This is a genomic window from Streptomyces sp. Tek67B01 (assembly GCF_055231995.1).
Genome location: NZ_JBUYUY010000001.1, coordinates 2,967,359 through 2,992,824, shown reverse-complemented (window position 1 = coordinate 2,992,824; position 25,466 = coordinate 2,967,359). Strand labels below are relative to the sequence as shown.

Sequence of the window (25,466 nt, the reverse complement as noted above, 5' to 3'; positions counted from 1 at the left end):
ACACGGCGGCGCGGGCAACTGGACCGCGCGTTCGGGGGTCAAGGGGGACATGAGAAAGCGCATCTCCCTGCTGGCCGCGTGCGGCCTGGTGGCCTTGGGCACGGCCACCGTCCCCGCGAACGCCGCGGAACCCGTCTTTCCCCTCATCGGCCCCGCCGCCCTCGACCTTCCGCTGCCCGTGGACGGCTCCGGCGCCAGGGAGCAGCGGCTGAGCATCGCCCTGGACCACCCCGCGACCGGCGCACCCTTCGCCGGCCTGTTCACGGTCGACCTGCGCAAGGTGGCCGGGGTCGCGACCGTAAGGGACCACGCGAGTGACCCCTCGCACCAGTGCACCGAGAAGGACGGCGAGCTGGTCTGCTCCTACAAGGGCCTGCCGGTCAGCCTCGAACTGGACGTCGCCGCCGCCAAGGGGGCCGCGAACGGCGTGACCGGCGAGATCACGGTGACGGGCACGGTCCCCGACGCCACCGTCACCCCGCTCACCACCAAGGTCAGTGTCGGCGGCCCCGACCTGGTGATGCGGGAGATGAAGCTCAAGAAGGACCTCACGCCGGGCGAGAGCCAGCCCATGCCGCTGGTGTTCGCCAACGCGGGCACGCAGGCCGCACACGGCGTCGTCCTGGAACTGGGCACCACGCGCGGCATGGAGCTCGTCGAGACGTACGACAACTGCCGCACCCGCGGCGCCGGGGACCTGACCACCGTGCTCTGCGCCGTCGAGGGCGACTTCGTCCCCGGCGCGGTCTACGAGCTGGCCGGCGACAGCCCGTTGCACATCAAGGCCACCCGGCACGCCTACGACGACACGCTGGTCTACGGCATCCACCCGGCCGGTGACGAGCCGAAGGCCACGTCGTGGAGCAGCAAAGCGGCGACCGGCCGGAAGCTGACCGCGGCCCCCGTGAAGAGCGCGCCGGCCGCGTCCGCGCTGCGCGCGACGGACCTGAACCCCGGTGACAACCGGCGCGAGTTCGCCTTCCACACCCAGAACACCGCCGACTTCGCGACGAGTCCGGTGTCCCTCAAGGGCAAGAAGGGCGACACCCTCACCACCGCTTTCACGTTCGAGAACAAGGGGCCGGCCTGGATTCGCGCCGCCCGCCCGGCCGACTCCCTGGCCCGCACGGTCGTCGTCGTCCCCGAGGGGGCGAAGGTCACCCGCAAGCCGCAGGAGTGCCTCGCCGTCGACACGGACGGCACCAAGCGCGTCGAACAGCTCGGTGCGCCGCGCTACGAGTGCGCGCTCGGCAGCCGGATCGGCGAGAACGAGAAGGTGGTCTACCCCTTCGACCTGAAGGTGGAGAAGGTGGTGGAGGACGCCAAGGGCTCCGTCACCGTGGGCGACTGGGGCGCGAGCGCGCCGAGGCCGCACGCCTTCGACCCGAACGCGGCGGACAACACCGCGGCCGTCGTCATCAACGCCAAGGGCGGCACGGGCACCGGCGCGACCCCCGGCCCGTCGCCGAGCGGCAGCCCCTCCCCGTCCCCGTCCCCGTCCGTGAGCGCGTCGGCGAGCGCCTCGCCCACCGCGAGCGCCTCCGGCACCGGTACGGGCACGACCGCGCAGGGCGGCAACCTGGCCTCCACCGGCAGCACGGTCGGTCCGCTGGCGATCGGCGCCGCGGCGCTGGTCGCGGCGGGCGGCGCGCTGTACGTGGCGGTCCGCCGGCGGTCCGCGCGCGGATAGCGGTCCGCGCGGCACGGCGCTCTCGGTAGCGCGCCGGTCTTCGCGGCACGACGGAACGGCCGGCCCCGGGGCGTCCCCCGGGGCCGGCCGTTCCTTTGGGGTGACCGGGCCGCTGTCCCCTGCCGTCCGGTCACGCGCGGGCGCGGGGTCCCACGACGCACACCCGTCGGGCGGTACGTCTCATCGCTCCCGCGCAGTCACGCGTGGTGGTGCAGGCCCGCCCTGGCCGGCGCGGACACCGGCATCAACGACGGCCCGGCGGCGGCGGTCACACTCCGGACGGGTGACGAACAGCCGCCCGCCGGGGGCCCTGCGGCCTCAGACCCGGCCGCGGCACAGCTCCAGCAGGGTCATGGCGAGGGAGGTGCCGGGCTTCCCGAGGGCATCGCTCCAATGGGAGAGCACCTCCATCTCGCGGGACAGGTGCACCCGGCGGCCGCCGGAGCCGATCCGGGCCTCCTGGATGACAGTCGAGACGGCCATCCGCTCCTGGATCAGACCGATGATCCGGTCGTCGATCGCGTCGATGCGCTCGCGGGAGTCGGTGATCAGCTGCTCGGGGGTGGTGGCGAGCGGGGTCGCGAGCGGGGCTGCGGTCAAGGTGGCGGTCTTGGTGGTGGTCATCGTGCTCATGGCGGTTCTCCTGTGGGTCGTGCCGTCAGGAGCGGAAACGCCGGAGCGCCCCGGTCCTGTCGGACCGGGGCGCTCTGGGAAGTCAGCGGCTCAAGCGAGCATCACGATGACCCATGGCGACCGGACCGGCCGGTGCCATAGGTAAAGAGGAAGCTCAGCTGCTTGCGCATGGAAGGGATTATGGCCATCCGCCCCGTTCGGGGCCAAACCGGCCCGGATGGTGAGACGGGCCCGGTGTGCTTCCGGTGAGCGGGGCGTCGCCCTCCGTCACGGTCGCCGATCCTCGGACGGTACGACAAAGCAGGGGGTGCCGCCGCCGTTAGAATCGACAAAACAGCCACCTTTTCTCCGCCGGAAGGCCGCCCCCGTGCCAGAAGCACCCTCCGCCGCCCACGACAGCGCCCCGGACACGGTTCTCGTCGTCGACTTCGGCGCACAGTACGCCCAGCTCATCGCCCGCCGCGTCCGCGAGGCACGGGTCTACAGCGAGATCGTGCCCAGCACCATGCCCGTGGCAGAGATGCTGGCCAAGGACCCGAAGGCGATCATCCTCTCCGGCGGCCCGTCCTCCGTCTACGAAGAGGGCGCCCCGCAGCTCGACCGCGCGATCTTCGAGGCCGGGGTCCCCGTCTTCGGCATGTGCTACGGCTTCCAGCTGATGGCGACCACCCTGGGCGGGCAGGTCGACAACACCGGCTCCCGCGAGTACGGCCGCACCCCCCTCGCCGTTTCCAAGGCCGGCTCCACCCTCTTCGAGGGCACCCCCGAGAACCAGTCGGTGTGGATGTCGCACGGCGACGCCTGCTCCGCCGCCCCCGAGGGCTTCTCCGTCACCGCCTCGACCGACGTCGTCCCCGTCGCCGCGTTCGAGAACGACGAGAAGAAGCTGTACGGCGTGCAGTACCACCCCGAGGTCATGCACTCCACGCACGGCCAGCAGGTGCTGGAGCACTTCCTCTACCGCGGCGCGGGCCTCCAGCCGACCTGGACCACCGGCAACATCGTCGAGGAGCAGATCGAGGCCATCCGCGAGCAGGTCGGCGACAAGCGCGCGATCTGCGGGCTCTCCGGCGGCGTGGACTCCGCCGTCGCCGCCGCCCTCGTCCAGAAGGCCATCGGCTCGCAGCTGACCTGCGTCTACGTCGACCACGGTCTGATGCGCAAGGGCGAGACCGAGCAGGTCGAGAAGGACTTCGTCGCCGCGACCGGCGTCCAGCTGAAGGTCGTCGACGCGCAGGAGCGCTTCCTGAACGCGCTCGCCGGCGTCTCCGACCCGGAGACCAAGCGGAAGATCATCGGCCGCGAGTTCATCCGCGTCTTCGAGCAGGCCCAGCTGGAGATCCTCCAGGAGGACGGCCCGGCGGTCGCGTTCCTGGTGCAGGGCACCCTGTACCCGGACGTCGTGGAGTCCGGCGGTGGCACCGGCACCGCCAACATCAAGTCCCACCACAACGTGGGCGGCCTCCCCGACGACATCGAGTTCGAGCTCGTCGAGCCGCTGCGCCAGCTGTTCAAGGACGAGGTCCGGATGGTCGGCCAGGAGCTCGGCCTGCCGGACGAGATCGTCCACCGCCAGCCCTTCCCGGGCCCCGGCCTCGGCATCCGCATCGTCGGCGAGGTCACCAAGGAACGCCTGGACCTGCTGCGCGAGGCCGACGCCATCGCCCGCGAGGAGCTCACCGCCGCCGGCCTGGACCGGGAGATCTGGCAGTGCCCGGTCGTCCTGCTCGCGGACGTGCGCAGCGTGGGCGTCCAGGGTGACGGCCGCACCTACGGCCACCCGATCGTGCTGCGCCCCGTCTCGTCCGAGGACGCGATGACCGCGGACTGGACGCGCATGCCGTACGAGGTGCTCGCCAAGATCTCGACCCGCATCACCAACGAGGTGGCGGACGTGAACCGCGTGGTCCTGGACTGCACCAGCAAGCCGCCGGGCACCATCGAGTGGGAGTGATCCCCGCCCGTACCCGCTGACGAAGCCGCCGCCCCCGCCCCGGGAGCGGCGGCTTCGCCGCGTGTACGGCCGCCGCGTGTATGGCCTCTTGGGGCGCCCGCCGGTACCTTGCGCCGCGACCCGAGTCGGTACCTCGCGCCGCGACCGAAGGAGGGCCATGGCCGAACGACCCGTGCCCGAAGCCGTATCCGACCCCGAGCCCGTATCGGGGCCCGAACCCGTGCCCGCGGACCGGCTGCGCTTCGAGCTGCCGCCCGTGCACGCGGACCCGGCGCAGGAGCGCGCCCACCGCCGGGAACGGCTCGCCGGGGCGCTGCGGCTGTTCGCCCGGCTCGGCTACGAGGACGGCGTCGGTGGGCACCTCACCGCTCGCGACCCCGAGTTCGAGGACTGCTACTGGGTGAACCCCTTCGGCCGGCCCTTCGCCTCCCTGACCGCCGCCGACCTGCTGCTGGTCGACGGCGAAGGGCGGGTGCTCCAGGGGGCCCGGCGGGTCAACCAGCTGGCTTTCGCCGTGCACGCCGCGGTGCACCGGGCGCGCCCCGATGTGGTGGCGGTGGTGCGCGTACAGGCCCCGTACGGCGGTGCGCTGGCCGCGCTCGGCGAGCTGCTGGCCCCGGTCTCCCGTGAGGCCTGCGTCTTCTACGAGGACCACGCCCTCCTCGACGAGTACGCGGAGCCACGAGACCCCCGACGGATCGCCCGCGCCCTCGGCCCGTACAAGGCACTGGTCCTGCGCAACGACGGGTTGTTGACGGTCGGCGGCTCCGTGGACGCGGCGGCCTGGTGGTTCATCGCCGCCGAGCGGGCGGCGCGGGTCCAACTGATCGCGCGGGCGGCCGGGAAACCGGTGCCCGTCGACCACCGCGCCGCGGCGGCGACGCGGGAACGGTTCGGGACGGACCTGGCCGCCTGGGTGAGTTACCAGCCGCTGTGGCAGACGGTGGCGCGGGGACCCCTGCAACAGGGCGCAGAGAGCAGCCGGACGGGTGACGTCAACATCATGAACGGTTAATCACCTGCTCTGACATCGTGCGCAATCCGGAACAGTGCCGCAGTGGTGCACAATTCGCTGGCATCGCACCGGAGTTCAGAGAGGCGGGCACGCACGTGGCTGTCCAAGAGATCCCCCGAAGTACCCACGGCGGCACCTGTACCTGCGACGACTGCCCGCACGGCGCCCGGGAGGGCCACCGCCGCGCGGTGGCCGCGTTCCTTGAGAAGCGGGAGGAGTTCGCCGCCGGGCAGGGCCTGCCCGCCGCGGTGGCCCGCTCCGCCGGCGCGTCACGGCAGTGGGTCTCCGACGAGCTGACCCTGTCCGCGCGCACCGTCGCCGACCGGGGCCGCGAGGCCGGCCACTCATGGCTGTACCTGCTCTCCCGACGGGCCGTCCTCACCCTGTGGATCGCCGCAGGGGTGCTGCTGGTGGTCCAGATCGGCACCGCCCTCGGCACCGGCTGGTCCACCACCCGCACCGCCGGACTGCTGGCCGCGCTGGTGCTGGCCGGGCTGCTGACCGTCGCCGCCCGGGCGCAGTCGCTGCGCGGTGGGCTGCTGGCCCCGCTGGTCGGCGAGGACAACCGGCTGTCCACCTCCAAGGCGGTGCCCGTCGCCTGGCTGGTACTGACCTCCTTCGCCGCGCTGCTGCCGGCGCTGCGCCTGGCCGCCTCCTCGCCCGGACCGGAACGCCAGACCTTGTACGCGGGGCTGGCGCTCGGCCGGGCGCTTCCGCTGCTCGCGGTGCTCGCCCTGACCTCGGGCGTCGCGGTGCTGGTGCGCCGGGTGGTCTCCGTACGGATCATGGGCCAGAGGCTGCAAAAGCTGCCCGCGGACCGCCCCGGCGGCGCGGACCTCCTCACCGACGACGCCGGTCGGGGCAGTTTCCCCGACGCCCAGTACGTGCTGGTCTCCACGGTGGTACTGGCCTTCGCGGCGGTGTCACTGGCCCGCTTCCCCGACCGGCTGCCACGGCTGCCGTGGGCGCTCGCCCTGCTGGTCGCGCTGTCGGCTGCGGTGTACCTCGCGGCGAAGTACGCGGAGGGCAGCCGGCCGCTGGTGCTGTCGGTGGTGCGCCGACGGGAGCCCGGGGACCTGGACGCGGCCGTCCGTCCCGGCGACGACATCGAGATCCGGGGCGTCGGGTTCGTGCCGCCCGGGGCGCAGACGCCGGAGATGCTGGCCCGGCTGGTGGTGCGGATCGGGGCCGTGCACGTCCACGTGCCGCTGGTGCCGGTGGCGGGCGGCTTCGCCAACCCGTCGGACACCGTGCTGACCGTGCCCGTGCCCGCGGAAGTGGAACCGGGCCGGGTCGAGATCCAGGTCGTCACGGCCGCGGGTGTGGAATCCAACCGCTGTGCCGTCGACGTGGCCGAATGAAGCGGGTACACAGGGGGAGTGAACCGAACTGATGTCTCCGCGGCCGACGTCCCTCCCGAGGCCGCTGCCGGCCTGCGGGGCCGTGCCGCCCGGTACGCGCTCCTCCCGCTGAGGGTCTTTCTCGGCGTCACCTTCGTCTACGCGGGTCTGGACAAGCTGACCGACTCCGCGTTCCTGTCCGCCTCCGGCCCCGGTTCCATCGGCGAGCTGATGCACGGCGTACGGGACACCTCGGCGGTTCCCGCCCTGGTGGACCTGGCCCTCAAGGCCCCCGTCGGCTTCGCCGTGGCCCTCGCGGTCGGTGAACTGCTCGTCGGCCTCGGCGTCCTCGCCGGGCTGCTGACCCGGATCGCGGCCACCGGCGGCGCGCTGATCTCGCTCAGCCTGTGGCTCACGGTCTCCTGGGCCGTCTCCCCGTACTACTACGGCAATGACCTGGCCTACTTGATGGCCTGGCTGCCGCTGATCCTCGCCGGGGCGCCCTACCTGTCGCTGGACGGGCTGCTGCGCTCGCGCCGGTCCCGACGTACGGCGTAGGTCACCAGCCCCGCCAGCGCCGCGAGCGCGAAACCACCGATCGTCAACGGGACGACGGCGTACCACGGCGCGTCGGTCTCACCGGTCGCGTCGAGCAGGTAGAGGACACCGCCCGCCAGCAGGGCCAAGCCGGCGATCAGCCGTCCGGGCAGGAACTCATGACGCCGCACGGGCCACCTCCACCTGTCCCACACCCGCGTCCAGGTGCAGCTCGATCGTCCCGCCGGCCTCGGTGCCGGCGGCCGGCGGCAGGGTCACCTGCCGCCTTTCGCCACCGCTCTTGATCCGTACGTCCCGGCTCGTCTCGCCCGGCATCCGGATGTCGCCCACCCGGATCGAGACGTCGGTCCTCGCGGTGACCTCGCGGGGCACGACCACCTTGAGCCGGCCCGCCTCGATCGACGCCCGGACGGTCAGGGTGCTGCCCTTCGTCACGTCCAGCCGACTCAGGTCCAAGGTGGCGAGGCCGGTCCCCGCGGAGTACCGCGGCCGTACGTCGGTGACCGCCGCCGGCCGCCACAGCACGTCGTGCCAGTCCGTGCCGACGTCGCGGGGCAGTACGGCCGCCCCCGCCAGCAGCCCGGCCGTGAGCAGGGACAGCAGGACCGTGCCGAAGCCGGTGCGGCCCTTGACGGAGCTGACGGCCAAGCCCAGACCGAAGACCACCAGCGCGGCGGCCAGACCGACCTGGAGGGAGTGCGAGAGGGTGCTGCCCCGCCACACCGTCGCGCAGGCGCCGGCGCCCACCAGCAGGGCCAGGACGAACACCCTGCCGCCGATCGCGCCCGAGGGCGCCGCCTTGGAGGCGGGCGCCGGCGCAGCCGGGGCCGGGCCGCTCGGGCCGGCGCTGTCGTCCGGCCCCCACAGGTAGCCCGCCCCGCCGACGGGGCCGGTGGTGCCGTCCTTGACCAGCGGGTCCCGCCACCACGAAGGGGTGCCGGGCACGGGCGGCGCCTGCGTCTCCGGCGGCGGCACCGGCCGGTGCGCGGCGCTGCGCGGGGCCTCGGGCGAAGCCGGCTCCGGCGGGGCCGAGGCGCGGTGCCGTCGGGACCAGTACGCGGCCCCGCAGAGCGCCAGGACGACCAGGATGGAGAAGATGCCCAGGCCGCCGTTGTCCAGCATCGACAGGAACAGCGCGCAGCCCACCAGCGCCGCGAACAACGCCGCCAGGGTCGCCCCCTCCACCCGGCCCGTGAGCAGCTTCTTCGCCTCGGAGTCCTCCTCGCCCTCCGGCGGGAGCAACAGCCAGGCGAACCCGTAGAAGATCAGGCCGACGCCCCCGGTGACCGCGAGGACGCCGAGCACGATGCGGAAGACCACCGGGTCCAGGTCGAAATACCGGCCGAGACCGCCGCACACGCCCGCGAGGACCTTGTCGCGCTTGCTGCGGCGCAGCGCGGGGCGGCCCTCCGGGGCGGGGGCCCCGGAGGCTGCCGGCGGGGAGTCGTGTACTTCGGTCATGCGTCCATGGTGACGGGCCGCCCGGGCCCGTGACATCCGGCCCGACCCTGGGACAACCCTGATATCCCCCGCATCGAACTGGGGGAACGCCCTGATGACCCCGGGCCGCCGGACATGTGACCATCGGTGACATGCCCGTAGCCGCCGTCCCCCGCCTCCCGAACGCGCCGAAGGACCCGGAGGACGCCCCGCACCGCAAGCTCTACCGCAGCGCCGACGGCCGGATGCTCGGCGGCGTCGCGCGCGGACTCGCCGGGCACCTCGGGCTGCCCGTGATCTGGGTCCGGCTCGTGTTCCTCGCCATGTTCATGTGGGGCGACGGCCTCGGCGTGCTGCTGTACGCCGCGTTCTGGGTGTTCGTACCGCTCGGCGTGGGCGGCCGCACCGGCCACCGCTCCTACTTCGAGACCCTGGCGGACGGCACCCGACGGCTGCGCAAACCGGACAAGGGGCAGATCACCGCCCTGATCGCGCTGTGCGTCGGCGCCGCCATCTACTTCTCCCAGCTCCGGGTCGGCGGCTCCAACGGCCGTTACGTCTGGCCCACCCTGCTGGTCGGCGCCGGAGTCGTCCTGGTGTGGCGGCAGGCCGACAACGCCCGCCGCGCCCACTGGAGCGCCGCCGCCGGACGCCAAAGGCGTCTGCTCCAAGTCGGCAGGGCGCTCGCCGGGGTCGTGCTGGTCGGGGTCGGCCTGACCGTCTTCATAGTCGTACGGGGCTCCGCCGCCCAACTGGGCAACGTCCTCACGGCCACGCTCGCCGTCCTCGTCGGCGTCGCCCTGCTCGCGGGACCCTGGCTGATCCGGCTGACCCAGGACCTCTCCGAGGAACGCCTGATGCGCATCCGGGCGCAGGAACGCGCCGAAGTCGCCGCCCACGTCCACGACTCGGTGCTGCACACCCTCACCCTGATCCAGCGCAACGCCGAGGACGTGGGGGAGGTGCGCCGCCTCGCGCGCGCCCAGGAACGCGAGCTGCGGAACTGGCTGTACAAGCCCGAGGGGACCGGCAAGGACGAGGCCGAGGAACCCACCACCCTCGCGGAGGCCGTCAAGAAGACCGCCGCCGAGGTGGAGGACCACCACGGCGTCCCCATCGAGGTCGTCGTCGTCGGCGACTGTCCCCTCGACGAGAAGCTGGCCGCCCAGATCCAGGCCGCGCGCGAGGCGATGGTCAACGCCGCCAAGTACGGTGGCGACGGCGGGCCCGTACAGGTCTACGCGGAAGTCGAGGGCCGCACGGTGTTCGTGTCCGTCCGCGACCGGGGACCGGGCTTCGACATCGACGCGGTACCGGACGACCGCATGGGCGTACGAGAATCGATCATCGGCCGGATGCGGCGCAACGGCGGGACCGCACGGCTGCGGTCCGCGCCCGACGGCGGCACGGAAGTCGAGCTGGAGATGGAGAGGGCGGCATGACCGAGGACAGTGGGGCGCAGCAGACCAGGAACGTCCGGGTGGTGCTCGTCGACGACCACCGGATGTTCCGCACCGGCGTACAGGCGGAGATCGGCGACACCGCCCGGACCGGGGTGGAGGTCGTCGGCGAGGCGGCCGACGTGGACCAGGCCGTCACCGTCATCACCGCGACCCGCCCCGAGGTGGTCCTCCTCGACGTACACCTGCCCGGCGGCGGAGGCGTGGAGGTGCTGCGGCGCTGCGCCCCGCTGATGGCGGCGGCCGAGAACCCCGTACGGTTCCTCGCCCTGTCGGTGTCGGACGCCGCCGAGGACGTCATCGGAGTCATCCGGGGCGGCGCCCGCGGCTACGTCACCAAGACCATCACCGGCGGCGACCTCGTCGACTCCGTGTTCCGGGTACAGGACGGCGACGCGGTGTTCTCCCCGCGCCTGGCGGGTTTCGTGCTCGACGCGTTCGCCTCGACGGACGCGCCGCCGGTGGACGAGGACCTGGACCGGCTCACCCAGCGCGAGCGCGAGGTACTGCGGCTGATCGCGCGCGGCTACGCCTACAAGGAGATCGCCAAGCAACTGTTCATCTCCGTCAAGACGGTCGAGTCGCACGTCTCCGCCGTCCTGCGCAAGCTCCAGCTCTCCAACCGGCACGAGCTGACCCGCTGGGCGACGGCCCGCCGCCTGGTGTGACGGGCTCCCCGCCGCACCGGCTGTGATCAACGACGCACCGGGGAACGGGAACCCCGGTGCGTGCGCCGCGCCTCTTGGCACACGTGATGAGCTTGACCGGCACCCCCCTGTTCGCCACGGCGATCGCCCTGACCGTCCTCGCCGTACTGCTGCCGCTGTTCCTGTGGGGCAGGGCGCGCGGCCCGCTCGTCGTACGCGTCGCCACGCGCGCCCTGATGGTGGCCTTCGCCCAGGTCACGGCGGTCGCGTTGGTGTTCGTCGCGGTGAACCGGCAGGAGACCTTCTACGCCTCGTGGGGCGATCTGCTCGGCACCGGCAGCTACGTCACCGCCGCCCCCGACCTCGGGGCGGACGGACTCGGCGGCAAGAAGGTCGAAGCCGAGCCGAAGGTGCGCCAGGACTTCCAGCCCGTCGAGGGACTCGGCGGCCGCGTCAGGAAGACCGAGCTCGACGGCAAGGTCTCCGGGGTCAAGGGCGACGTCATGGTGTGGCTGCCGCCCCAGTACGACGACCCCGCCTTCAAGGACAAGAAGTTCCCCGTGGTCGAGCTGATCCCGGGCATACCCGGGACGGGCAAGTCCTGGTTCCAGGGGCTGAAGGCGCACGAGGTGCTGGAACCGCTGATGAAGAGCGGCAAGGTACAGCCCTTCGTCCTCGTCTCGCCGCGCGCCATGCTGCTCGGCAACGCCGACACCGGCTGCGCGAACATCCCCGGCAAGGTCAACGCCGACAGCTGGTTCAGCGTCGACGTACGCAAGATGGTCACCGACAACTTCCGGGTCACGTCGGAGGCCCGCACCTGGGGAGTGGCCGGGTACTCGGCCGGCGCGTACTGCGCCGCCAAGCTGGCGATCAACCACCCCGACCGGTACAGCGCGGCCGTCTCCCTGTCCGGCTACAACGACCCCGGCCAGGAACCCTCGTCGCTGGTCGCCAAGGACCCGGAGCTGCGCCGCACCCACAACCTCAAGAGCGTGCTGACGACCGCGCCCGCGCCGCCGCCGGTCTCCCTGTGGTTGTCGGGGGCCGAACAGGACGGCTACCTGTCCGGCATGGACCTCAAGGCGATCGCGAAGAGCCCGACCGTGGTGCACGCGGAGAAGGTGACCGGCGGCCACAACCTCGAATCGTGGTCCAAGCAGATCCCGCAGACCTTCGACTGGTTGAGCAAGACGGTCAAGGCGCCGTAGCGCCTCAGGTGGGGCGGGCCGCGCCGGCCCAGGGCATGGAGTCGATCGGGGCGATGCGGACCGGCGCCCCGGGGTGCGGGGCGTGGATCATCTTGCCGTCGCCGATGTAGAGGCCGACGTGGGTGATTCCGGAGTAGAAGAACACCAGGTCGCCCGGGGCCAGCCCGTCGCGGGAGACGCGCTGTCCGGCGTTGATCTGGGTGTAGGTGGTGCGGGGCAGCGAGACCCCGGCCGCGCCCCAGGCCGCCTGGGTCAGGCCGGAGCAGTCGAAGGAGCCCGGCCCCGTGGCGCCCCACACGTACGGCTTGCCGATGGCCCCGTACGCGAACGCCACCGCGCGGGCGGCGCGGCTCCCGTCCCCGGCCGGGACCGGCAGCGGGCCCCGCGTGCCGGCCGGCGCGGACTGCGCCTCGTACGCGGCCCGTTCCTCGGCGGTGAGCTTGTCCAGCAGGTGCTTGGCGGCGCTCAGCTTGCCCTCGGCGGCGGCCTTGGCGGCGGCGAGTTCGTCCTGCCGCGCCCGCAGCTCCGCGAACGTCCCCGACGCCTGGTCGCGCAGCCGGTCGGCCTCGTCGAGCCCGCGGCGGACGGCGGCCACCCGCGCGGCCGTGCGGTCCCCGGTCCGGGTGAGGAACGCGGCCCGGTCGAGGTACTCCTGGGGGTTGCCCGACATCGCCAGCCGGACGGCGGGGCCCAGCCCCCCGCTGCGGTACTGGCTCGCCGCGAGCGCGCCGAGCGTGCCGCGGGCCGCGCCCAGCCGGTCGGCCCTGCGGGCGGCCTCGTCGCGCAGGCCGGACAGCGCGCGTTCGGCCTCGTCGGCCTTCTCCTTCGCCCCGTTGTACCGCTCGGTGGCCGCTTCGGCGTCCTGGTAGAGCCGGTCCACCTCGGCCTTGACCTGCGCGGGCGTCTGGCGGGGTTCGGCCTGCGAGGTGCCTTCGAAGGCGGTGGCGGTGGCAGCGCCCGCGAGGGCGAGGGTGGTGGCGGCGGCCCGTGCGGGGCCGCCCGAGAACGGGCGCTGCCTGGGCTTTCGATGACTGGCCACGGGGGCCTCACGTCCTTCCGTCGGTCTTGGGGGAGGACGCTAAACCTGGAGGTAACGGGGAGATGACGAGATGCCCCGAACTGACCGTTGTTGAACGATCAGTGGTGTTGAACGATCAGTGCCAGAGGACGGCGATAAAGATATTGGCCATGGTCAGACCGCCGACCGCGCCGAACAGCGCCTTCTCCACCCGCTCCTCGTCGCGCTTGACGTAGACGAGCGCCAGGACGACGAACAGGACCGCGAGCTTCACGCCGATCTTGATGTTGTCGACGCTGCCGCCGTCCATCTCGTGGAAGCCCACCAGCAGCACACCGGTGACGAGCATCGTCAGCGCTCCGTGCAGCATCGCCGGCACGAAGCGGGCGGTACCGGCGCCCATCGCCTTCATCTGGGTGAGGAAGCCGCCGAGGAGCGAGGCTATGCCGATGATGTGCAGGCCGAGGAAAACGCTGATCAGTACGTCCATGGCGTCGAGCGTACGGGGCGGCCGGCGGCGGCCCGTGGCCAGGTCGGGCGTCAGCCGAGGAAGCGGAGCAACTCCTCGACGACGACCTCCGGCCGCTCCTCGGGGAGGTAGTGGCCGCTCTTGTCGACGCGCACCACCCGGGTGTCGGTGCCCAGCGGCGGCACCGCCTCCGTCAGCAGGTCGTGGTTGCTGAACTCGCCGCCGAGGGCGAGCAGCGGGGCGGCCACCGGGGCGTAGCCGGCGAGGTCCTCGATGTCCTGGGGGAAGGCGCGGTACCAGTCGTTGGACGCCCGGATCGCCTCGGGGGAGTCGTACGCGCGGGCGTAGACCGCCCGGGAGTGGGCGTCGACGGCGACGGGGTCCGCGGCGGCGCGGGCGAAGAGCCAGTCCAGCAGGTGGTGGTAGCGGCCGGCGAGGAGTTGTTCGGGCAGCTCCTCCACCTGGTTGAAGGCGAACCACCACTTGTGGAACCGGCCGGGCCGGGGGAGGAGCGTGCCCTCGTACCAGCCGGGGTCGGGGTGGGAGACGTCGAGCAGGGCGATCCGGTCGGTCGCCCCGGGGTGGTTGGCGGCGTGGGCGTAGGCGACCATCGCGCCGATGTCGTGGCCCACGAGGTGGGCGCGCTCGATCCCGAGGTGGGCGAGCAGGGCGCGGACGTCGGCGGCCATCGTCTTCTTGTCGTAGCCGCCCTCGGGCTTGGCGGAGCCGCCCATGCCGCGCAGGTCCACCGCGATGACGCGGTGGGTGCGGGCGAGGGCGGGCATCACCTTGTGCCACTGCCACCAGGTCTGGGGCCAGCCGCCGAGGAGCACGAGCGGCCGGCCGGCGCCGCCGTCGACGTAGTGCAGCCGGATGCCGTTGACGTCGGCGTGGCGGCTGGTGAAGCCGCCGTCGAGGGAGGCGGCGAGGGAGGCGTCGTCCAGGGGTGCGGGGGTGGGCATGGGGAGTCCTCCGGTCGGAACGGCTCCGTACGAAGATTTCGTACGATCGCTGCAACGGTGACCGTACGGGATCTTCGTACGGTCGGTCAATGTCCGTACCGGATTTGCGTACAGTGGGGCCATGGCCGCAGCCGAACCCACCCGCCCCGACGGCGACCCCGATGTCGACGCAGACCCCGACGTCGACCGCGCCGACGCCGCCGACGCCCTCGACCTGGCCGAGGTCCTCGCGGCACTCGGGCATCCCGCCCGACTGGAGATCGTCCGCAAGCTCGCCTCCGGCGAGGAGGCGTTCTGCGGCGAGGTCGTCCCGGACCTGCCCCGCTCCTCCGTCACCCACCACCTGCGGACGCTGCGCGAGAGCGGCGTGATCTGCCAGCGCCCCGAGGGCCGGCGGCAGTACCTCACACTGCGCCGCGACGACCTCGAACGGCGCTTCCCGGGGCTGCTGGCGCTCGTACTGCGCTGAGGCGCCGCACCGCCGGCCGTGGGCGGGGCCTGTGAGATTTCCCGGGACGGGACCGGCTGTCGGTCCCGCCCCCTAGACTCGGAAAGCGATGAGCAGCCTCTTTGACGACAGCTTCCTGGCGGACCTCTCCCCCTCGGACGAGGTTCCCCCGCCGCCCGAGGACCACCCCGCCCCCGAGCCGGGCGCGGACGACCTATTCGGCGGCCGGTTCGACGCACCCATGAGCGGGGACGCCTACTACCGCAACGGGGCGCCCAAGCCCGTCATCGACCCGGCGGCGCTCCTGGACGGGCTGAACACGGAGCAGCGCGCCGCCGTGGTGCACGCGGGCTCCCCGCTGCTCATCGTGGCCGGCGCCGGTTCCGGCAAGACCCGGGTGCTGACCCACCGCATCGGGCACCTGCTGGCCGCGCGCGGCGTCCACCCGGGCCAGATCCTGGCGATCACCTTCACCAACAAGGCCGCCGGCGAGATGAAGGAGCGCGTCGAAGGCCTCGTCGGCCCGCGCGCCAACGCCATGTGGGTCTCCACCTTCCACAGCGCGTGCGTACGCATCCTGCGCCGCGAGTCGAAGCGGCTCGGATTCACCTCCTCGTTCTCGATCTACGACGCGGCCGACTCCAAGCGCCTGATGGCGCTCGTCTGCCGGGACCTGGACCTCGACCCGAAGAAGTTCCCGCCGAAGGCCTTCAACGCGAAGATCTCGAACCTCAAGAACGAGCTCATCGACGAGGAGGCCTTCGCCGGCCAGGCGACCGATGGTTTCGAGAAGACCCTCGCGCAGGCGTACGCCATGTACCAGGGGCGGCTGCGCGAGGCCAACGCGCTCGACTTCGACGACATCATCATGACCACCGTGCACCTGCTCCAGGCGTTCCCGGATGTCGCCGAGCACTACCGGCGCCGCTTCCGCCACGTGCTGGTGGACGAGTACCAGGACACCAACCACGCCCAGTACACGCTGGTGCGCGAGCTGGTCGGCACCGGCTACCCGGACCTGCCCCCCGCCGAACTGTGCGTCGTGGGCGACGCCGACCAGTCGATCTACGCCTTCCGCGGCGCGACGATCCGCAACATCCTCCAGTTCGAGGAGGACTACCCGAACGCGACGACGATCCTGCTGGAGCAGAACTACCGCTCCACCCAGACGATCCTCTCCGCGGCCAACGCGGTCATCGAGCGCAACGAGAACCGCCGCGCCAAGAACCTGTGGACCGAGGCCGGCACCGGCGCCGTGATCACCGGTTACGTCGCGGACACCGAGCACGACGAGGCGCAGTTCGTCGCCGACGAGATCGACCGGTTGACGGACGCCGGCGACGCCAAGGCGGGCGATGTCGCGATCTTCTACCGGACCAACGCGCAGTCCCGCGTGTTCGAGGAGATCTTCATCCGCGTCGGCCTCCCCTACAAGGTCGTCGGCGGCGTCCGCTTCTACGAGCGCAAGGAGGTCCGCGACGTCCTCGCGTACCTGCGCGTGCTTGCGAACCCCGAGGACAACGTCCCCCTCCGCCGCATCCTCAACGTCCCCAAGCGCAGGATCGGCGAGCGGGCGGAGGCGATGATCGACGCCCTCGCGATGCGCGAGAAGATCACCTTCCCGCAGGCGCTGCGTCGGGTCGACGAGGCCTTCGGCATGGCCGCCCGCTCCACCAACGCCGTCAAGCGGTTCAACGCGCTGATGGAGGAACTGCGCACGATCGTCGAATCCGGCGCGGGCCCCGCGGTGGTGCTCGAAGCGGTCCTGGAGCGCACGGGCTACCTCGCCGAACTCCAGGCCTCCACCGACCCGCAGGACGAGACGCGGATCGAGAACCTCCAGGAACTCGCGGCGGTGGCGCTCGAATTCGAGCAGGCCCGGGACGACGAGAACCCCGGAACCCTCGCCGAGTTCCTGGAGCAGGTCGCGCTCGTCGCCGACTCCGACCAGATCCCCGACGAGGACACCGAAGGCAGCGGGGTCATCACACTGATGACCCTGCACACGGCGAAGGGCCTGGAGTTCCCGGTGGTCTTCCTGACCGGCATGGAGGACGGGGTCTTCCCGCACATGCGCGCGCTCGGCCAGACCAAGGAACTGGAGGAGGAGCGGCGCCTCGCGTACGTCGGCATCACCCGGGCGCGCGAGCGGCTCTACCTGACCCGCTCCTCGATGCGCAGCGCGTGGGGCACTCCCTCGTACAACCCGCCGTCACGCTTCCTGGAGGAGATCCCGGCGGAGTACCTGCAGTGGAAGCGGACGGGCGCGTCCCAGAAGCCGGCCGGTCCCGTGCGCGGTTCGGGCGGTGGCAAGGCCTCGTTCGGGACCTCGCCCGAGTCGTTCTTGTCCTCGTCGCGGACGAGGTCGGGCCCGTCGGGCTTCGCGACGCGCCGGGCCTCCGACAAGCCGGTCATCGCGTTGACCGTCGGAGACCGGGTCACCCACGACCAGTTCGGTCTGGGCACCGTCATGGAGGTCCGGGGAGCGGGCGCGGACGCGCAGGCCACCATCGACTTCGGGGACGACAAGCCGAAGCGGCTGCTCCTGCGCTACGCGCCGGTGCAGAAGCTGTAGTCCCTGGCTCTGTGGACCGTTGTCCCTGGTCCCGGGACTGTGATCCCGGCCCAGGAACAACAGCCGACCACGCTTGCCGCCGCTTGCCCGAGGGGTCAGTTCTCCAGTCGGACGGGCATCAGTAGCGAGAAGGTGTCCTCGCTGTCGGTCCGGCGGATCGCCAGGGGCGCCGTGGGGGCGCCGAACTCCAGAACCAACTGGTTCCGGGCTCCGGCGGCGAGGGCGTGCAGGAGGAAGTCGCGGTTGACGGCGACGTGGTCGCAGTCGTCGTCGCCGTCCTCGCCGTCCTCGCAGACGGTCACAGCACCGTCGGCGGACACCTTGAGCACACTGAGGTCACAAGAGACGCCGTCCTGCTCCCGCACGGCGTTCGACCGGACGGGGCCGGTTTCCACTGCCTCCCGGAGGGCCGCGACGTCGACGAGGGCACGGCGCCCTGCCGGCAGCCGAACGAGGCGACGGTAGTCGGGGAAGTCGTGACCGAGGCACTGGCCGGCCGCCTCACGGCCCTCCGTCTCCAGGAGCACGCGGTCGCCGTCCACCGTGAGCCGGGCGGGTGCGTCGTCAGCGAGCAGTGCCCGCATCGCGTCGACGAGCGGGGACGGCACGGTGACCTGCGCCCTGGGCCCGCCGTGTCCGGCGGTAGCGGCTCGCGCGACAGCCAACCGGTACCGGTCGGTGGCCACGAGACGGAGCTCGTCGCCCTCGATGTCGAACAGGACGCCGCCGAGCATCGGCAGCTCCGGGTCGGCGCCGGCGGCGAAACGGACCGCGTCGAGCGCGGCGGCCATGTCCGGTGCGGAAACGGTCAGTCGGACGGTCATCGTGCGCGGTACTGCCATGGGGTTCTCCCTGTCCTCGAGTAGTGCTCGGATCGTGGAGAACGCGCCGCGGGCATCGGACAGCCCCAGTTCGAGACGGCGCAGATGCGCCTGGAGCAGTTGCCGGACCAACTCGGTGTCCCTACCGGACCATCCGGCCAGCACCAGACGGATGTCCGCCAACGGCATACCGGTCCGGCGCAGCAGGGCCAGCAACTTGGACTCCTCCAGTTGCCGCGAGCCGTACCAGCGGTAGCCGCTCACCGGATCCACCCAGGCCGGGACCAGTACGCCGGCCCGGTCGTAGAACCGCAGGGCGCTCACGCCCAGTCCACTGTCCCGGGCCATCTCACCGATACTGCGCATCTCGCTCTCCACACCCGCGACTCTGGGCCCTCCACCAAGTCGAGGGTCAACAGCGGAGGTCGACAGCGGGCCCGGTGGGGAACGGGAGGGAGCGGGAGGCCGGGTGGGGAAACGGGAAGGCCATGGAGGCCGGCCTACGTCGGGTCGAGGCCGTGATTGCGCAGCCACGCCTGGGGGTCGATGGGCGAGCCGGCTCCGGGGCGTACCTCGAAGTGCAGGTGCGGGCCGGTGGAGTTGCCGGAGTTGCCGGAGTAGGCGATGACGTCACCGGCCTTGACCTGGCCGGAGCGGATCTTGGTGCTGCTGAGGTGGCAGTACCAGGTCTCCGTGCCGTCGGGGGAAGTCACTATGGCCATGTTGCCGTAGGCGCTGTTCCACTGTGTGCGGACGGTGCCGTCGGTGGCGGACATGACCGGGGTGCCGTAGGAGACCGGGAAGTCGATGCCGGTGTGCACGGACATCCACATGCCGCCGGCCTGCCCGAACCCGGCGCTGAGACCGTGCTGTGTGACGGGGAGCGCGAACTTGGGGCGGGCGGCCTCCTTGGCCGCCGCCTCCTCGGCACGCTTCTTCTTCTCGTCTTCCTGGCGCTGCTTCAGGTCGAGGCGTTCCTGGGTGCGGCTCGCGCGGTCCGCGAAGTCACCGGCGTCCGCGCTCAGGGCGGTGAGCTGGGTGTCCAGCTTGTTGTTCGCCGCGACGGGTTTCACCGAGGCCGGATCGGCGGCGGCCATCGTCGTGGTGTCCTTGGCGGGCTGGTCGGTGCCGCCGAGCCCGCCGACCGAGGCGGCCGCGACTCCGGCGACGCCCATGACGCAGGCCGAGGGCACGGCGACGGTCAGGAGGGCGGAACGCTTCGCCGGGGTGCGGCGCCGGCTGCTGCCGCCGGTCGTCTTCCCGCCGGTGGTCTTGGAGTTGGTGGTCTTTGAATTGGCGGCCTTGGTGTTGGTGGCCTTGGAGTTGGACGTGCTGCCGGGCTTGTTGCTGCCGGCGCGGCGTGAGGCGCGCGGCTCCGCGGGCACGACAGGCATCGTCTGGGTGGCCATGGCGTGCACCGTGGCCGGGGGTTCCGGACCGTCCTCGTCCGAGATGGTCTCGAAGACGGCGGTCTCGGCGGCGTGCAGGTCGGCGGGGTGGTGGTCGGCGGCGTGGTGATCGCCGGCGCCCGAGGGGGCGTCCTGCGGCACGACCATCGGGACGACGCTGGTCGCCTCGTACGCGTAGCTCTCATAACCGGTGTGCGCCGAGTCGTGGTGCGGGGTGGCGTCGTAGCCGCCGTCGGCGTGGCCGGTGTTCCAGGCGGTGGCGTCGTACGCGCCGGTGTCTTGCTGTCCGTACGCGGTGAACGTGTTCCACTGCGCGGTCTGGTCGGAGGGCTGTTCGGCGCCCGTCGCGTCGTAGCCGTAGGAAGTCGGCTGGAACGCGGCGGAGTTCGCGTCGGTCCAGGCGTTCGCGTCCCACTGGCCCGTGGTGTCCTCGGACACGGCCTGGTGCGGGACCGAGGAGAGGTAACTCTCCTGTCCGGTCCAGGCGGTGGCGTCGTAGGTGCCGGTCGACTCGTACCCGCCGTAGGTGTTGTACCCGGCGGAATCAACGTAGTTGTAACCCTGGCCCTGCGTTTCATAGGAAACGTAGGCTTGGTCACCAGCGAAAGTGGTGGTGGAGAGGCCGTCGTACCCGTTTTCGGGGTACTGGCCCGACGAGGGGCGGTCGTTCACCAACTTCTCTTTCGCCTCGGCAGTGGGGGCCTGGGTGGCCGGGGAATCGAAGGTTCCCCGGAGGAGAGCAGTGGCGCGACTGTACCCGGCGGTTACTGGAGACGACAATCTTCGGCGGGTTTCGACCTCGGGGGAACCGGGCATTCGGCTGTCTTTCGGTCCCGTACACACCGAGCCTTGGCCTTGAGTTCGATATTCGTTCGACTGTCGGTCGTCCGGTGTTGCCCCTACCTCACAGGGCGATACGGCGCACTTCGGTTTCCTCGGCGGGCGACGACGGCCGTGCGAGCGGTCCGTCCAGGGTGCGCCGGATCGCGCCGATCACGGTGGGGTGGACAGGGAGCGCCAGATGACCGATGCCGGTGACCAGCACGTTCTCGGCGATCAGGTCGGGGTGGTCGAGGCGGGCCGTGCCCGGCGGCGTCATCAGCGCGTCGAATTCGCTCCAGAAGGCCACGCAGCGGGTGCGGCAGCCCGGTGCGGGTCCGTCCAACTCCCTCATCACCTCGGAGCCCGGCCGCATCTGGCGGACCAGCGGGTGGGCGTCCATGAAGGGCGCCACGCTGGTGCCGGCGTGCGGGGTGCCGAGCGTCACGAGCGTGCGCACGCGTGCGTCACCGCCGAGTCGCTGGATGTAGTACCGGGCGACCAGACCGCCGAGGCTGTGCCCGACGAGGTCGATCCGCTCCTGACCGGTGCGCTCGCACAGCTCCTCGACGCGGCGGGCCAGGTGCCCGGCGGTGGCGCGCAGGTCGCGGGTGAAGGGCGAGTAGTTGTACGTCTCCACCCGCCGCGTACCCTCCGCGGCGAGCGCGCGGCGCAGGAGGACGAACACGGAACGGTTGTCGGTGAAGCCGTGCAGCAGCAACACCGGGGGGCGCTGTCCCGTCACCCCGGCGGCCGGATCGGCGGCGAGCCGTTCGGCGAGAACCCCGGTGGGGTACAGGAACAGGTGCCCAGTCAGCACCACCGCCTCCAGGACGGCTGCCCGAAGGGCCGCCGCCGACTGTGAGACGGAGGGCGGTAAGGGTGTGGATATCGGCGTGATCGACAGCCCCATGGCGGCCTCCGGGCCTCTTGGGAATGCGGCCGTATTGCCGACGTGCCCCGCCTCCGTGCCGTGCGGCTGGCGGCACGGTGGCGGGACGACTCGGTGTCGCTCCCCGTGAATCACTGGTGGGGGCGGTGAACCATTGGCGATGGCTCCACGCTCCCACGTGTGATTTCCCCCTCCTGCTTGACCGCGAAACGGGCTGGTGCGCGATGCTGTACTTAACGTTCGTTCACTCGGGAGGCAGTGCGATGGGTGTGACCGGTCCGATCCGTGTGGTGGTGGCCAAGCCGGGTCTCGACGGCCACGACCGCGGGGCCAAGGTGATCGCGCGTGCGCTGCGGGACGCGGGCATGGAGGTCATCTACACGGGGCTGCACCAGACCCCCGAGCAGATCGTGGACACCGCGATCCAGGAGGACGCGGACGCGATCGGCCTCTCGATCCTGTCGGGCGCCCACAACACGCTGTTCGTGCGGGTGCTGGAACTCTTGAAGGAACGGGACGCGGAGGACATCAAGGTCTTCGGCGGGGGAATCATCCCTGAGGACGACATCGCCCCGCTCAAGGAGAAGGGCGTGGCGGAGATCTTCACCCCGGGCGCCACGACCACGGCCATCGTGGACTGGGTCAACGCGAACATCCGCCGCCCCTGACCCCGGCGGCCGCCCGGCCGGCCAAGGGCCCCCCGGCCCGGTGGCGGGCCGCTCAGACGGGTGGTATGAGCTCCGCGAGCATGGCGGCGCGGAGGTGGAGGGTGGAGGCCAGACGTTGGAAGGCCTCCTCCCAGTACGCCGCCGCCCCCGCGGCGGGCTCGACGGGGTCCGCCGGGTTCGCCGGCTCCGCGGGGTCCGCCGGGGCTCTGGTCAGGGCTTGCAGCCGTGAGGCGTCCGCCGGGTCCAGGCAGCGTTCCGCCAGGCCCATCACCCCGCTGAAGCTCCACGGGTAGCCGCCGGCCTCCCGGGCCGCGTCCAGCGCGTCCACCACCGCCCGGCCCAGCACTCCCGCCCAGGGCACCACGCACACCCCGAGGAGCTGGAACGCCTCCGACAGCCCGTGCGCCCGTACGAACTCCGCCACCCACCGCGCCCGCTCCCCGTCCGGCAGGACCGACAGCAGCTTCGCCCGTTCCGCGAGGGACGCCGTGCCCGGACCGGCCGCCGGCGGAGCGGAGGCAGAGCCGAGCAGCGCCTTCGACCACCGCGCGTCACGCTGGCGCACCGCCGCCCGGCACCACGCGGCATGCAGTTCCTCCGCCCAGCCGTCACCCACCGGCCGCGCCACGATCCCCGCGGGATCGAGTCCCCCGAACCGCTCCCGCCAACAGGACAGCGGAGCCGCCTCCACCAGCTGGCCCAGCCACCAGGCGCGCTCACCGCGCCCTGCGGGCGGCCGCTTGACCACGCCGTCCCGCAGCATCCCCGCGTCGCACTCCGCCGGGGGAGCGATCCCCTCCGGGCCGACGCAGGCCAGCGCCCGCTCCGCCATCCGCCCCGCCAACGCCGAACCCGTCAGGGCCGACAGCAGCTCGGCGGCCGTCGCCCGGACGTTGCGGCTGCGGTCGCCCAGGGCCGCCTCCAGGAACGGCTCGTCCTGATCCGAGAGCCCCACCCTCAGCGAGTCCAGGAACATCAGCCGGTCCTCGGCCCGTTCGGTGCTCCAGGTCGTTTCGAGCAGCCGGGTCGCGGCGGCCGGGTCGTGGGCCCGTACGGCGTCCAGGAGTGCCACCCGCTCGGCGAACAGGCCCTCCTCCCAAAGCCGTTCCACCCCTTCGCGGTCCTCCGGGTCGGGCAGCTCCAGGCTGCCGCCGGCCCCACCGCGCAGCGCGAACCGCCAGTCCGGGTTCAGCCGGGCCAGCCACAAGCCCCGGCTCCCGGCCAAGGCCAGCGCGAGCGGTCGCAGATCGGTGCGGGCCTTGGCCGCGTCCAGCAGCGCCGGGACCAGCGCCGCCGGAGCGCGGTACCCGTGCCGGACGGCCGCGGCCAGCCATTGCGGCAGCAGCTCCGTCAGATCCGGCGCGGCCCCCCGCCGCCCGCCCGACCCACCCGTGCCCGCTCGGCCCGCCAGGAGTTGCGCGAGGCGCCGCCGGGCCGCTTCCGGGGGCTCCGGACGCGGATCGCGCGGTGCCGACTCCGGGCACTCCCCGGCCCGCACCGGCGCCGGCCGCAGACCGGCCCGGCGCCGCAGGGTCTGTACGGCCGCCTCGTCCAGCAACGCCTCCGGCGAGCCGCCCCGGCGCCGCTCGGTGCCGAGCAGCGCCGTGGCCACCAGTTCGTCCCAGTCGGCGTACGCCTTCCGCTCCGCCGCGTCTCCCGCCTGCGCCGTGTGTGCGGCGTGCGCCGTCCCAGCCGTCTTCATCGGACCCCTCCCTCGTGGTGTGCCGTGCGGTGCTCCGGTCCCGCCCCCTCCACGGGACCGGAGCAGTATGGTGAAATGTCGGCTCAAAACGCCTGTCAGCTGGCGTGGTTGTCGTTCATCAAAGCCCCCCGGCTTTCTCGGTCCCGCACGACGGCGCCCCCGCGCCGCCGGTCCCTCCCCGGCGCCGACGCTCCCCCGCGTCGATCGCCCCTTGCCTTCCCCGCAGACCGCAGACCGCAGACCGCAGACCGCAGACCGCGGACAGCTGGCCGCGGACCGCGGGCCACCGGCCCCGGCCGTCAGACCAGGGCCACCGGTTCCGCCGAATCCGGCTGCCAGGCCGTCAGGGGCGTGAACCCCCGGTGGCCGACCTCCCCGAACACCGTCACCGGACCCCCGCCCGAGAGCGCGGCGAGCTGCCACAAACCCGATCGGGATCTGCTCCCCGGCCCCGCGAGCGGTACCGGAAGCGCCGCCGTCCCCTCCGGGTCCGCCAACCGCCAACCCGATTCACCCGGTATCGGCACCACCGGGCCCAGCACCACCGGCCACGACTCCAGCCAGGGGTCCTCCCGCAGCGCGGCCCCGTACGCCTCCAGAGCCGCCTGCGGACCTACCCCGACCGGTGCCCGACCGCCCGGCACCGCTGCCGCACCCCGTTCTCCGAGGTCCGCCCGCAGCCCCGCCGAACCGGGCCGGAAGTGGGCTTCCGCCTCCAGTACCAGTCCGACCGGCAGCGCCAGTCCCGGAGGCCGCCCGGGCGGTCCGAAGTCCAGCACGAGGGCCGGCCGCCCGCTCGCCAGCCCGCGCAGCCATATCCGGCGGGTGGTGAGCCGGCCGTCCGGGGACACCGAGTCGTACTGGGCCAGCACGAGCCAGCGGTCCCGTACGGCTTCGCCCTCCGCCGAAGGAGGAAGTCCCACCCGGGTCCGTACCGTCGCGGCCATCTGCCCCGGCAGCCCGGACACCCCCAGCCAGGCCCGGTCGAGCAGGTGCAGCAGCGCGAACTCCTCAAGCATCCGGGCGGGCCAGCCGGGGCCGCAACCGGGTATTGTCCCCAACTCCCGCACGCGGGCGGCCAGTCCCGGAGCCTGGGCGTCGACCATACGGGCCGCCGTCTCCTCCCATGCCGCGTACCCCGCCTGCTCCTGGCCGGCCAGTCCGCCCCGGAGTAGATCCGCCAGCCGCTGCTCCAGCTCGCCGACCCCCGCCCCGATCCGGGCCGCCCGTCGCTCGGCCCGCTTCCTGGCCGCCTCCTCGTCCACCGGCTTCGCGACCACCGGCCGGACCGCCTTCGCCGCCCGCTCCGCCAGCCACTCGCCGGCCCACTCCGGCGCCTGCGCCGGATCACCCACTCCTTCCGCCGCCCAGAGCAACAGCAGCCCCAGCGCGTGCTTGCACGGGAACTTCCGGCTCGGACAAGAGCACTTGTACGCCGGGCCCGTCAGGTCCACGACCGTCCGGTACGGCGTCCTGCCGCTGCCCTTGCACGAGCCCCACACCGCACCGGAAGCGGAACCTCCGGTCTGCGACCACGGACCCGCCCCACCCAGCTTGCCGCCCGCCTTGCGCGACGCCTCGTCAGGAGCCAGAGCCAGCACCTGTTCCGCTGTCCAGCGGACCCCCTGCTCAGTCATGTGTCCCACCGTAGAGACCCCCACTGACAATCGCTCTGACCTGCAACAACGTTGTGAACGAGGGGTGTTGTCAGTGGGGTGGTGCACCGTGGTGTCAG

Annotated in this window: 22 protein-coding genes; 11 read left to right on the top strand and 11 right to left on the bottom strand. The window is 72.3% G+C overall.

The features are described from left to right. Positions 1–49 precede the first annotated feature (49 nt). A complete protein-coding gene (locus ACV7NM_RS13275) occupies positions 50–1,690 on the top strand; it encodes a peptidase (RefSeq protein WP_463410496.1) in 1,641 nt (546 codons plus the stop codon). 318 nt (positions 1,691–2,008) lie between these two features. Here the strand turns inward: ACV7NM_RS13275 and ACV7NM_RS13270 are convergent, their stop codons facing one another. Then, complete coding sequence (locus ACV7NM_RS13270; RefSeq protein WP_463413932.1) at positions 2,009–2,314, bottom strand: chorismate mutase; 306 nt, start codon at positions 2,312–2,314, stop codon at positions 2,009–2,011. A 376-nt stretch (positions 2,315–2,690) separates the two neighbouring features. Here ACV7NM_RS13270 and guaA point away from each other — a divergent pair, with 376 nt between their 5' ends. The 4 genes from guaA (at position 2,691) to ACV7NM_RS13250 (ending at position 7,190) form a co-directional block, all read left to right on the top strand. Next, positions 2,691–4,277 (top strand): glutamine-hydrolyzing GMP synthase, encoded by a 1,587-nt coding sequence (guaA, locus tag ACV7NM_RS13265; protein ID WP_463410495.1) that lies wholly within the window; start codon positions 2,691–2,693, stop codon positions 4,275–4,277. A 157-nt stretch (positions 4,278–4,434) separates the two neighbouring features. Continuing rightward, positions 4,435–5,292, top strand: a complete 858-nt coding sequence (locus ACV7NM_RS13260; RefSeq protein ID WP_463410494.1) for a class II aldolase/adducin family protein — start codon at positions 4,435–4,437, stop codon at positions 5,290–5,292. Between the two features lie 95 nt (positions 5,293–5,387). Beyond that, positions 5,388–6,653 (top strand): hypothetical protein, encoded by a 1,266-nt coding sequence (locus tag ACV7NM_RS13255; RefSeq protein ID WP_463410493.1) that lies wholly within the window; start codon positions 5,388–5,390, stop codon positions 6,651–6,653. 18 nt (positions 6,654–6,671) lie between these two features. Continuing rightward, positions 6,672–7,190 carry a DoxX family protein gene (locus ACV7NM_RS13250; protein WP_463410492.1) on the top strand — a complete coding sequence of 173 codons (519 nt, stop codon included), beginning with the start codon at positions 6,672–6,674 and terminating at the stop codon, positions 7,188–7,190. Here ACV7NM_RS13250 and ACV7NM_RS13245 read toward each other — a convergent pair. Then, a complete protein-coding gene (locus tag ACV7NM_RS13245) occupies positions 7,136–7,360 on the bottom strand; it encodes a hypothetical protein (protein ID WP_463410491.1) in 225 nt (74 codons plus the stop codon). The two genes, ACV7NM_RS13250 and ACV7NM_RS13245, sit on opposite strands and share 55 nt — an antisense overlap. Continuing rightward, positions 7,347–8,651, bottom strand: coding sequence for a PspC domain-containing protein (locus tag ACV7NM_RS13240; RefSeq protein ID WP_463410490.1), 1,305 nt, complete (start codon positions 8,649–8,651; stop codon positions 7,347–7,349). The genes ACV7NM_RS13245 and ACV7NM_RS13240 overlap by 14 nt, the downstream gene beginning before the upstream one ends. Before the next feature lie 131 nt (positions 8,652–8,782). Between ACV7NM_RS13240 and ACV7NM_RS13235 the strand changes: the two genes are divergently transcribed. From ACV7NM_RS13235 to ACV7NM_RS13225, 3 genes are all read left to right on the top strand, one after another. Then, entirely contained in the window at positions 8,783–10,072 is a 1,290-nt protein-coding gene (locus ACV7NM_RS13235) for a PspC domain-containing protein (RefSeq protein WP_463410489.1), read from the top strand. Beyond that, the gene (locus tag ACV7NM_RS13230) at positions 10,069–10,758 is read left to right on the top strand and encodes a LuxR C-terminal-related transcriptional regulator (protein ID WP_463410488.1); all 690 of its coding nucleotides are present in this window, start codon (positions 10,069–10,071) and stop codon (positions 10,756–10,758) included. Before ACV7NM_RS13235 ends, ACV7NM_RS13230 begins: the two co-directional genes overlap by 4 nt. Before the next feature lie 86 nt (positions 10,759–10,844). Further along, positions 10,845–11,948: an alpha/beta hydrolase gene (locus ACV7NM_RS13225; protein ID WP_463413931.1), complete on the top strand. Its 1,104-nt coding sequence runs from the start codon at positions 10,845–10,847 to the stop codon at positions 11,946–11,948. Between the two features lie 4 nt (positions 11,949–11,952). Here the strand turns inward: ACV7NM_RS13225 and ACV7NM_RS13220 are convergent, their stop codons facing one another. The 3 genes from ACV7NM_RS13220 to ACV7NM_RS13210 form a co-directional block, all read right to left on the bottom strand. Further along, positions 11,953–12,987, bottom strand: coding sequence for a C40 family peptidase (locus ACV7NM_RS13220; protein ID WP_463410487.1), 1,035 nt, complete (start codon positions 12,985–12,987; stop codon positions 11,953–11,955). Between the two features lie 115 nt (positions 12,988–13,102). After that, positions 13,103–13,456 carry a hypothetical protein gene (locus ACV7NM_RS13215; RefSeq protein ID WP_463410486.1) on the bottom strand — a complete coding sequence of 118 codons (354 nt, stop codon included), beginning with the start codon at positions 13,454–13,456 and terminating at the stop codon, positions 13,103–13,105. A 50-nt stretch (positions 13,457–13,506) separates the two neighbouring features. After that, a complete protein-coding gene (locus ACV7NM_RS13210; protein WP_463410485.1) occupies positions 13,507–14,397 on the bottom strand; it encodes an alpha/beta fold hydrolase in 891 nt (296 codons plus the stop codon). A gap of 121 nt (positions 14,398–14,518) precedes the next feature. Between ACV7NM_RS13210 and ACV7NM_RS13205 the strand changes: the two genes are divergently transcribed. Then, on the top strand, positions 14,519–14,866 hold the full coding sequence (locus ACV7NM_RS13205) for an ArsR/SmtB family transcription factor (RefSeq protein WP_463410484.1): 348 nt from the start codon (positions 14,519–14,521) through the stop codon (positions 14,864–14,866). 88 nt (positions 14,867–14,954) lie between these two features. Beyond that, complete coding sequence (gene pcrA / locus ACV7NM_RS13200; protein WP_463410483.1) at positions 14,955–17,420, top strand: DNA helicase PcrA; 2,466 nt, start codon at positions 14,955–14,957, stop codon at positions 17,418–17,420. Positions 17,421–17,515: 95 nt separating this feature from the next. Here the strand turns inward: pcrA and ACV7NM_RS13195 are convergent, their stop codons facing one another. The 3 genes from ACV7NM_RS13195 to ACV7NM_RS13185 form a co-directional block, all read right to left on the bottom strand. Then, the gene (locus ACV7NM_RS13195) at positions 17,516–18,607 is read right to left on the bottom strand and encodes a DNA polymerase III subunit beta family protein (protein ID WP_463410482.1); all 1,092 of its coding nucleotides are present in this window, start codon (positions 18,605–18,607) and stop codon (positions 17,516–17,518) included. A 134-nt stretch (positions 18,608–18,741) separates the two neighbouring features. Then, on the bottom strand, positions 18,742–20,466 hold the full coding sequence (locus ACV7NM_RS13190) for a M23 family metallopeptidase (RefSeq protein WP_463410481.1): 1,725 nt from the start codon (positions 20,464–20,466) through the stop codon (positions 18,742–18,744). An 88-nt stretch (positions 20,467–20,554) separates the two neighbouring features. Continuing rightward, positions 20,555–21,382, bottom strand: a complete 828-nt coding sequence (locus ACV7NM_RS13185; RefSeq protein ID WP_463410480.1) for an esterase/lipase family protein — start codon at positions 21,380–21,382, stop codon at positions 20,555–20,557. Between the two features lie 242 nt (positions 21,383–21,624). On the opposite strand from ACV7NM_RS13185, the gene ACV7NM_RS13180 reads away from it, so the two are divergent. After that, the gene (locus ACV7NM_RS13180) at positions 21,625–22,029 is read left to right on the top strand and encodes a cobalamin B12-binding domain-containing protein (RefSeq protein ID WP_463410479.1); all 405 of its coding nucleotides are present in this window, start codon (positions 21,625–21,627) and stop codon (positions 22,027–22,029) included. Between the two features lie 52 nt (positions 22,030–22,081). On the opposite strand, the gene ACV7NM_RS13175 is transcribed toward ACV7NM_RS13180, so the two are convergent. Further along, a complete protein-coding gene (locus ACV7NM_RS13175) occupies positions 22,082–23,731 on the bottom strand; it encodes a DUF5691 domain-containing protein (RefSeq protein ID WP_463410478.1) in 1,650 nt (549 codons plus the stop codon). A gap of 299 nt (positions 23,732–24,030) precedes the next feature. Continuing rightward, the gene (locus ACV7NM_RS13170; protein WP_463410477.1) at positions 24,031–25,368 is read right to left on the bottom strand and encodes an SWIM zinc finger family protein; all 1,338 of its coding nucleotides are present in this window, start codon (positions 25,366–25,368) and stop codon (positions 24,031–24,033) included. Positions 25,369–25,466 lie beyond the last annotated feature (98 nt).

Coding starts and splice junctions, on each gene's coding strand:
- ACV7NM_RS13235 (WP_463410489.1), top strand. CDS start 8,783: ATGCCCGTAGCCGCCGTCCCCCGCCTCCCGAACGCGCCGAAGGACCCG.
- ACV7NM_RS13230 (WP_463410488.1), top strand. CDS start 10,069: ATGACCGAGGACAGTGGGGCGCAGCAGACCAGGAACGTCCGGGTGGTG.
- ACV7NM_RS13205 (WP_463410484.1), top strand. CDS start 14,519: ATGGCCGCAGCCGAACCCACCCGCCCCGACGGCGACCCCGATGTCGAC.
- ACV7NM_RS13225 (WP_463413931.1), top strand. CDS start 10,845: ATGAGCTTGACCGGCACCCCCCTGTTCGCCACGGCGATCGCCCTGACC.
- ACV7NM_RS13170 (WP_463410477.1), bottom strand. CDS start 25,368: ATGACTGAGCAGGGGGTCCGCTGGACAGCGGAACAGGTGCTGGCTCTG.
- ACV7NM_RS13190 (WP_463410481.1), bottom strand. CDS start 20,466: ATGCCCGGTTCCCCCGAGGTCGAAACCCGCCGAAGATTGTCGTCTCCA.
- ACV7NM_RS13260 (WP_463410494.1), top strand. CDS start 4,435: ATGGCCGAACGACCCGTGCCCGAAGCCGTATCCGACCCCGAGCCCGTA.
- ACV7NM_RS13215 (WP_463410486.1), bottom strand. CDS start 13,456: ATGGACGTACTGATCAGCGTTTTCCTCGGCCTGCACATCATCGGCATA.
- pcrA (WP_463410483.1), top strand. CDS start 14,955: ATGAGCAGCCTCTTTGACGACAGCTTCCTGGCGGACCTCTCCCCCTCG.
- ACV7NM_RS13175 (WP_463410478.1), bottom strand. CDS start 23,731: ATGAAGACGGCTGGGACGGCGCACGCCGCACACACGGCGCAGGCGGGA.
- ACV7NM_RS13210 (WP_463410485.1), bottom strand. CDS start 14,397: ATGCCCACCCCCGCACCCCTGGACGACGCCTCCCTCGCCGCCTCCCTC.
- ACV7NM_RS13185 (WP_463410480.1), bottom strand. CDS start 21,382: ATGGGGCTGTCGATCACGCCGATATCCACACCCTTACCGCCCTCCGTC.
- ACV7NM_RS13270 (WP_463413932.1), bottom strand. CDS start 2,314: ATGACCACCACCAAGACCGCCACCTTGACCGCAGCCCCGCTCGCGACC.
- ACV7NM_RS13240 (WP_463410490.1), bottom strand. CDS start 8,651: ATGACCGAAGTACACGACTCCCCGCCGGCAGCCTCCGGGGCCCCCGCC.
- ACV7NM_RS13195 (WP_463410482.1), bottom strand. CDS start 18,607: ATGCGCAGTATCGGTGAGATGGCCCGGGACAGTGGACTGGGCGTGAGC.
- ACV7NM_RS13180 (WP_463410479.1), top strand. CDS start 21,625: ATGGGTGTGACCGGTCCGATCCGTGTGGTGGTGGCCAAGCCGGGTCTC.
- ACV7NM_RS13275 (WP_463410496.1), top strand. CDS start 50: ATGAGAAAGCGCATCTCCCTGCTGGCCGCGTGCGGCCTGGTGGCCTTG.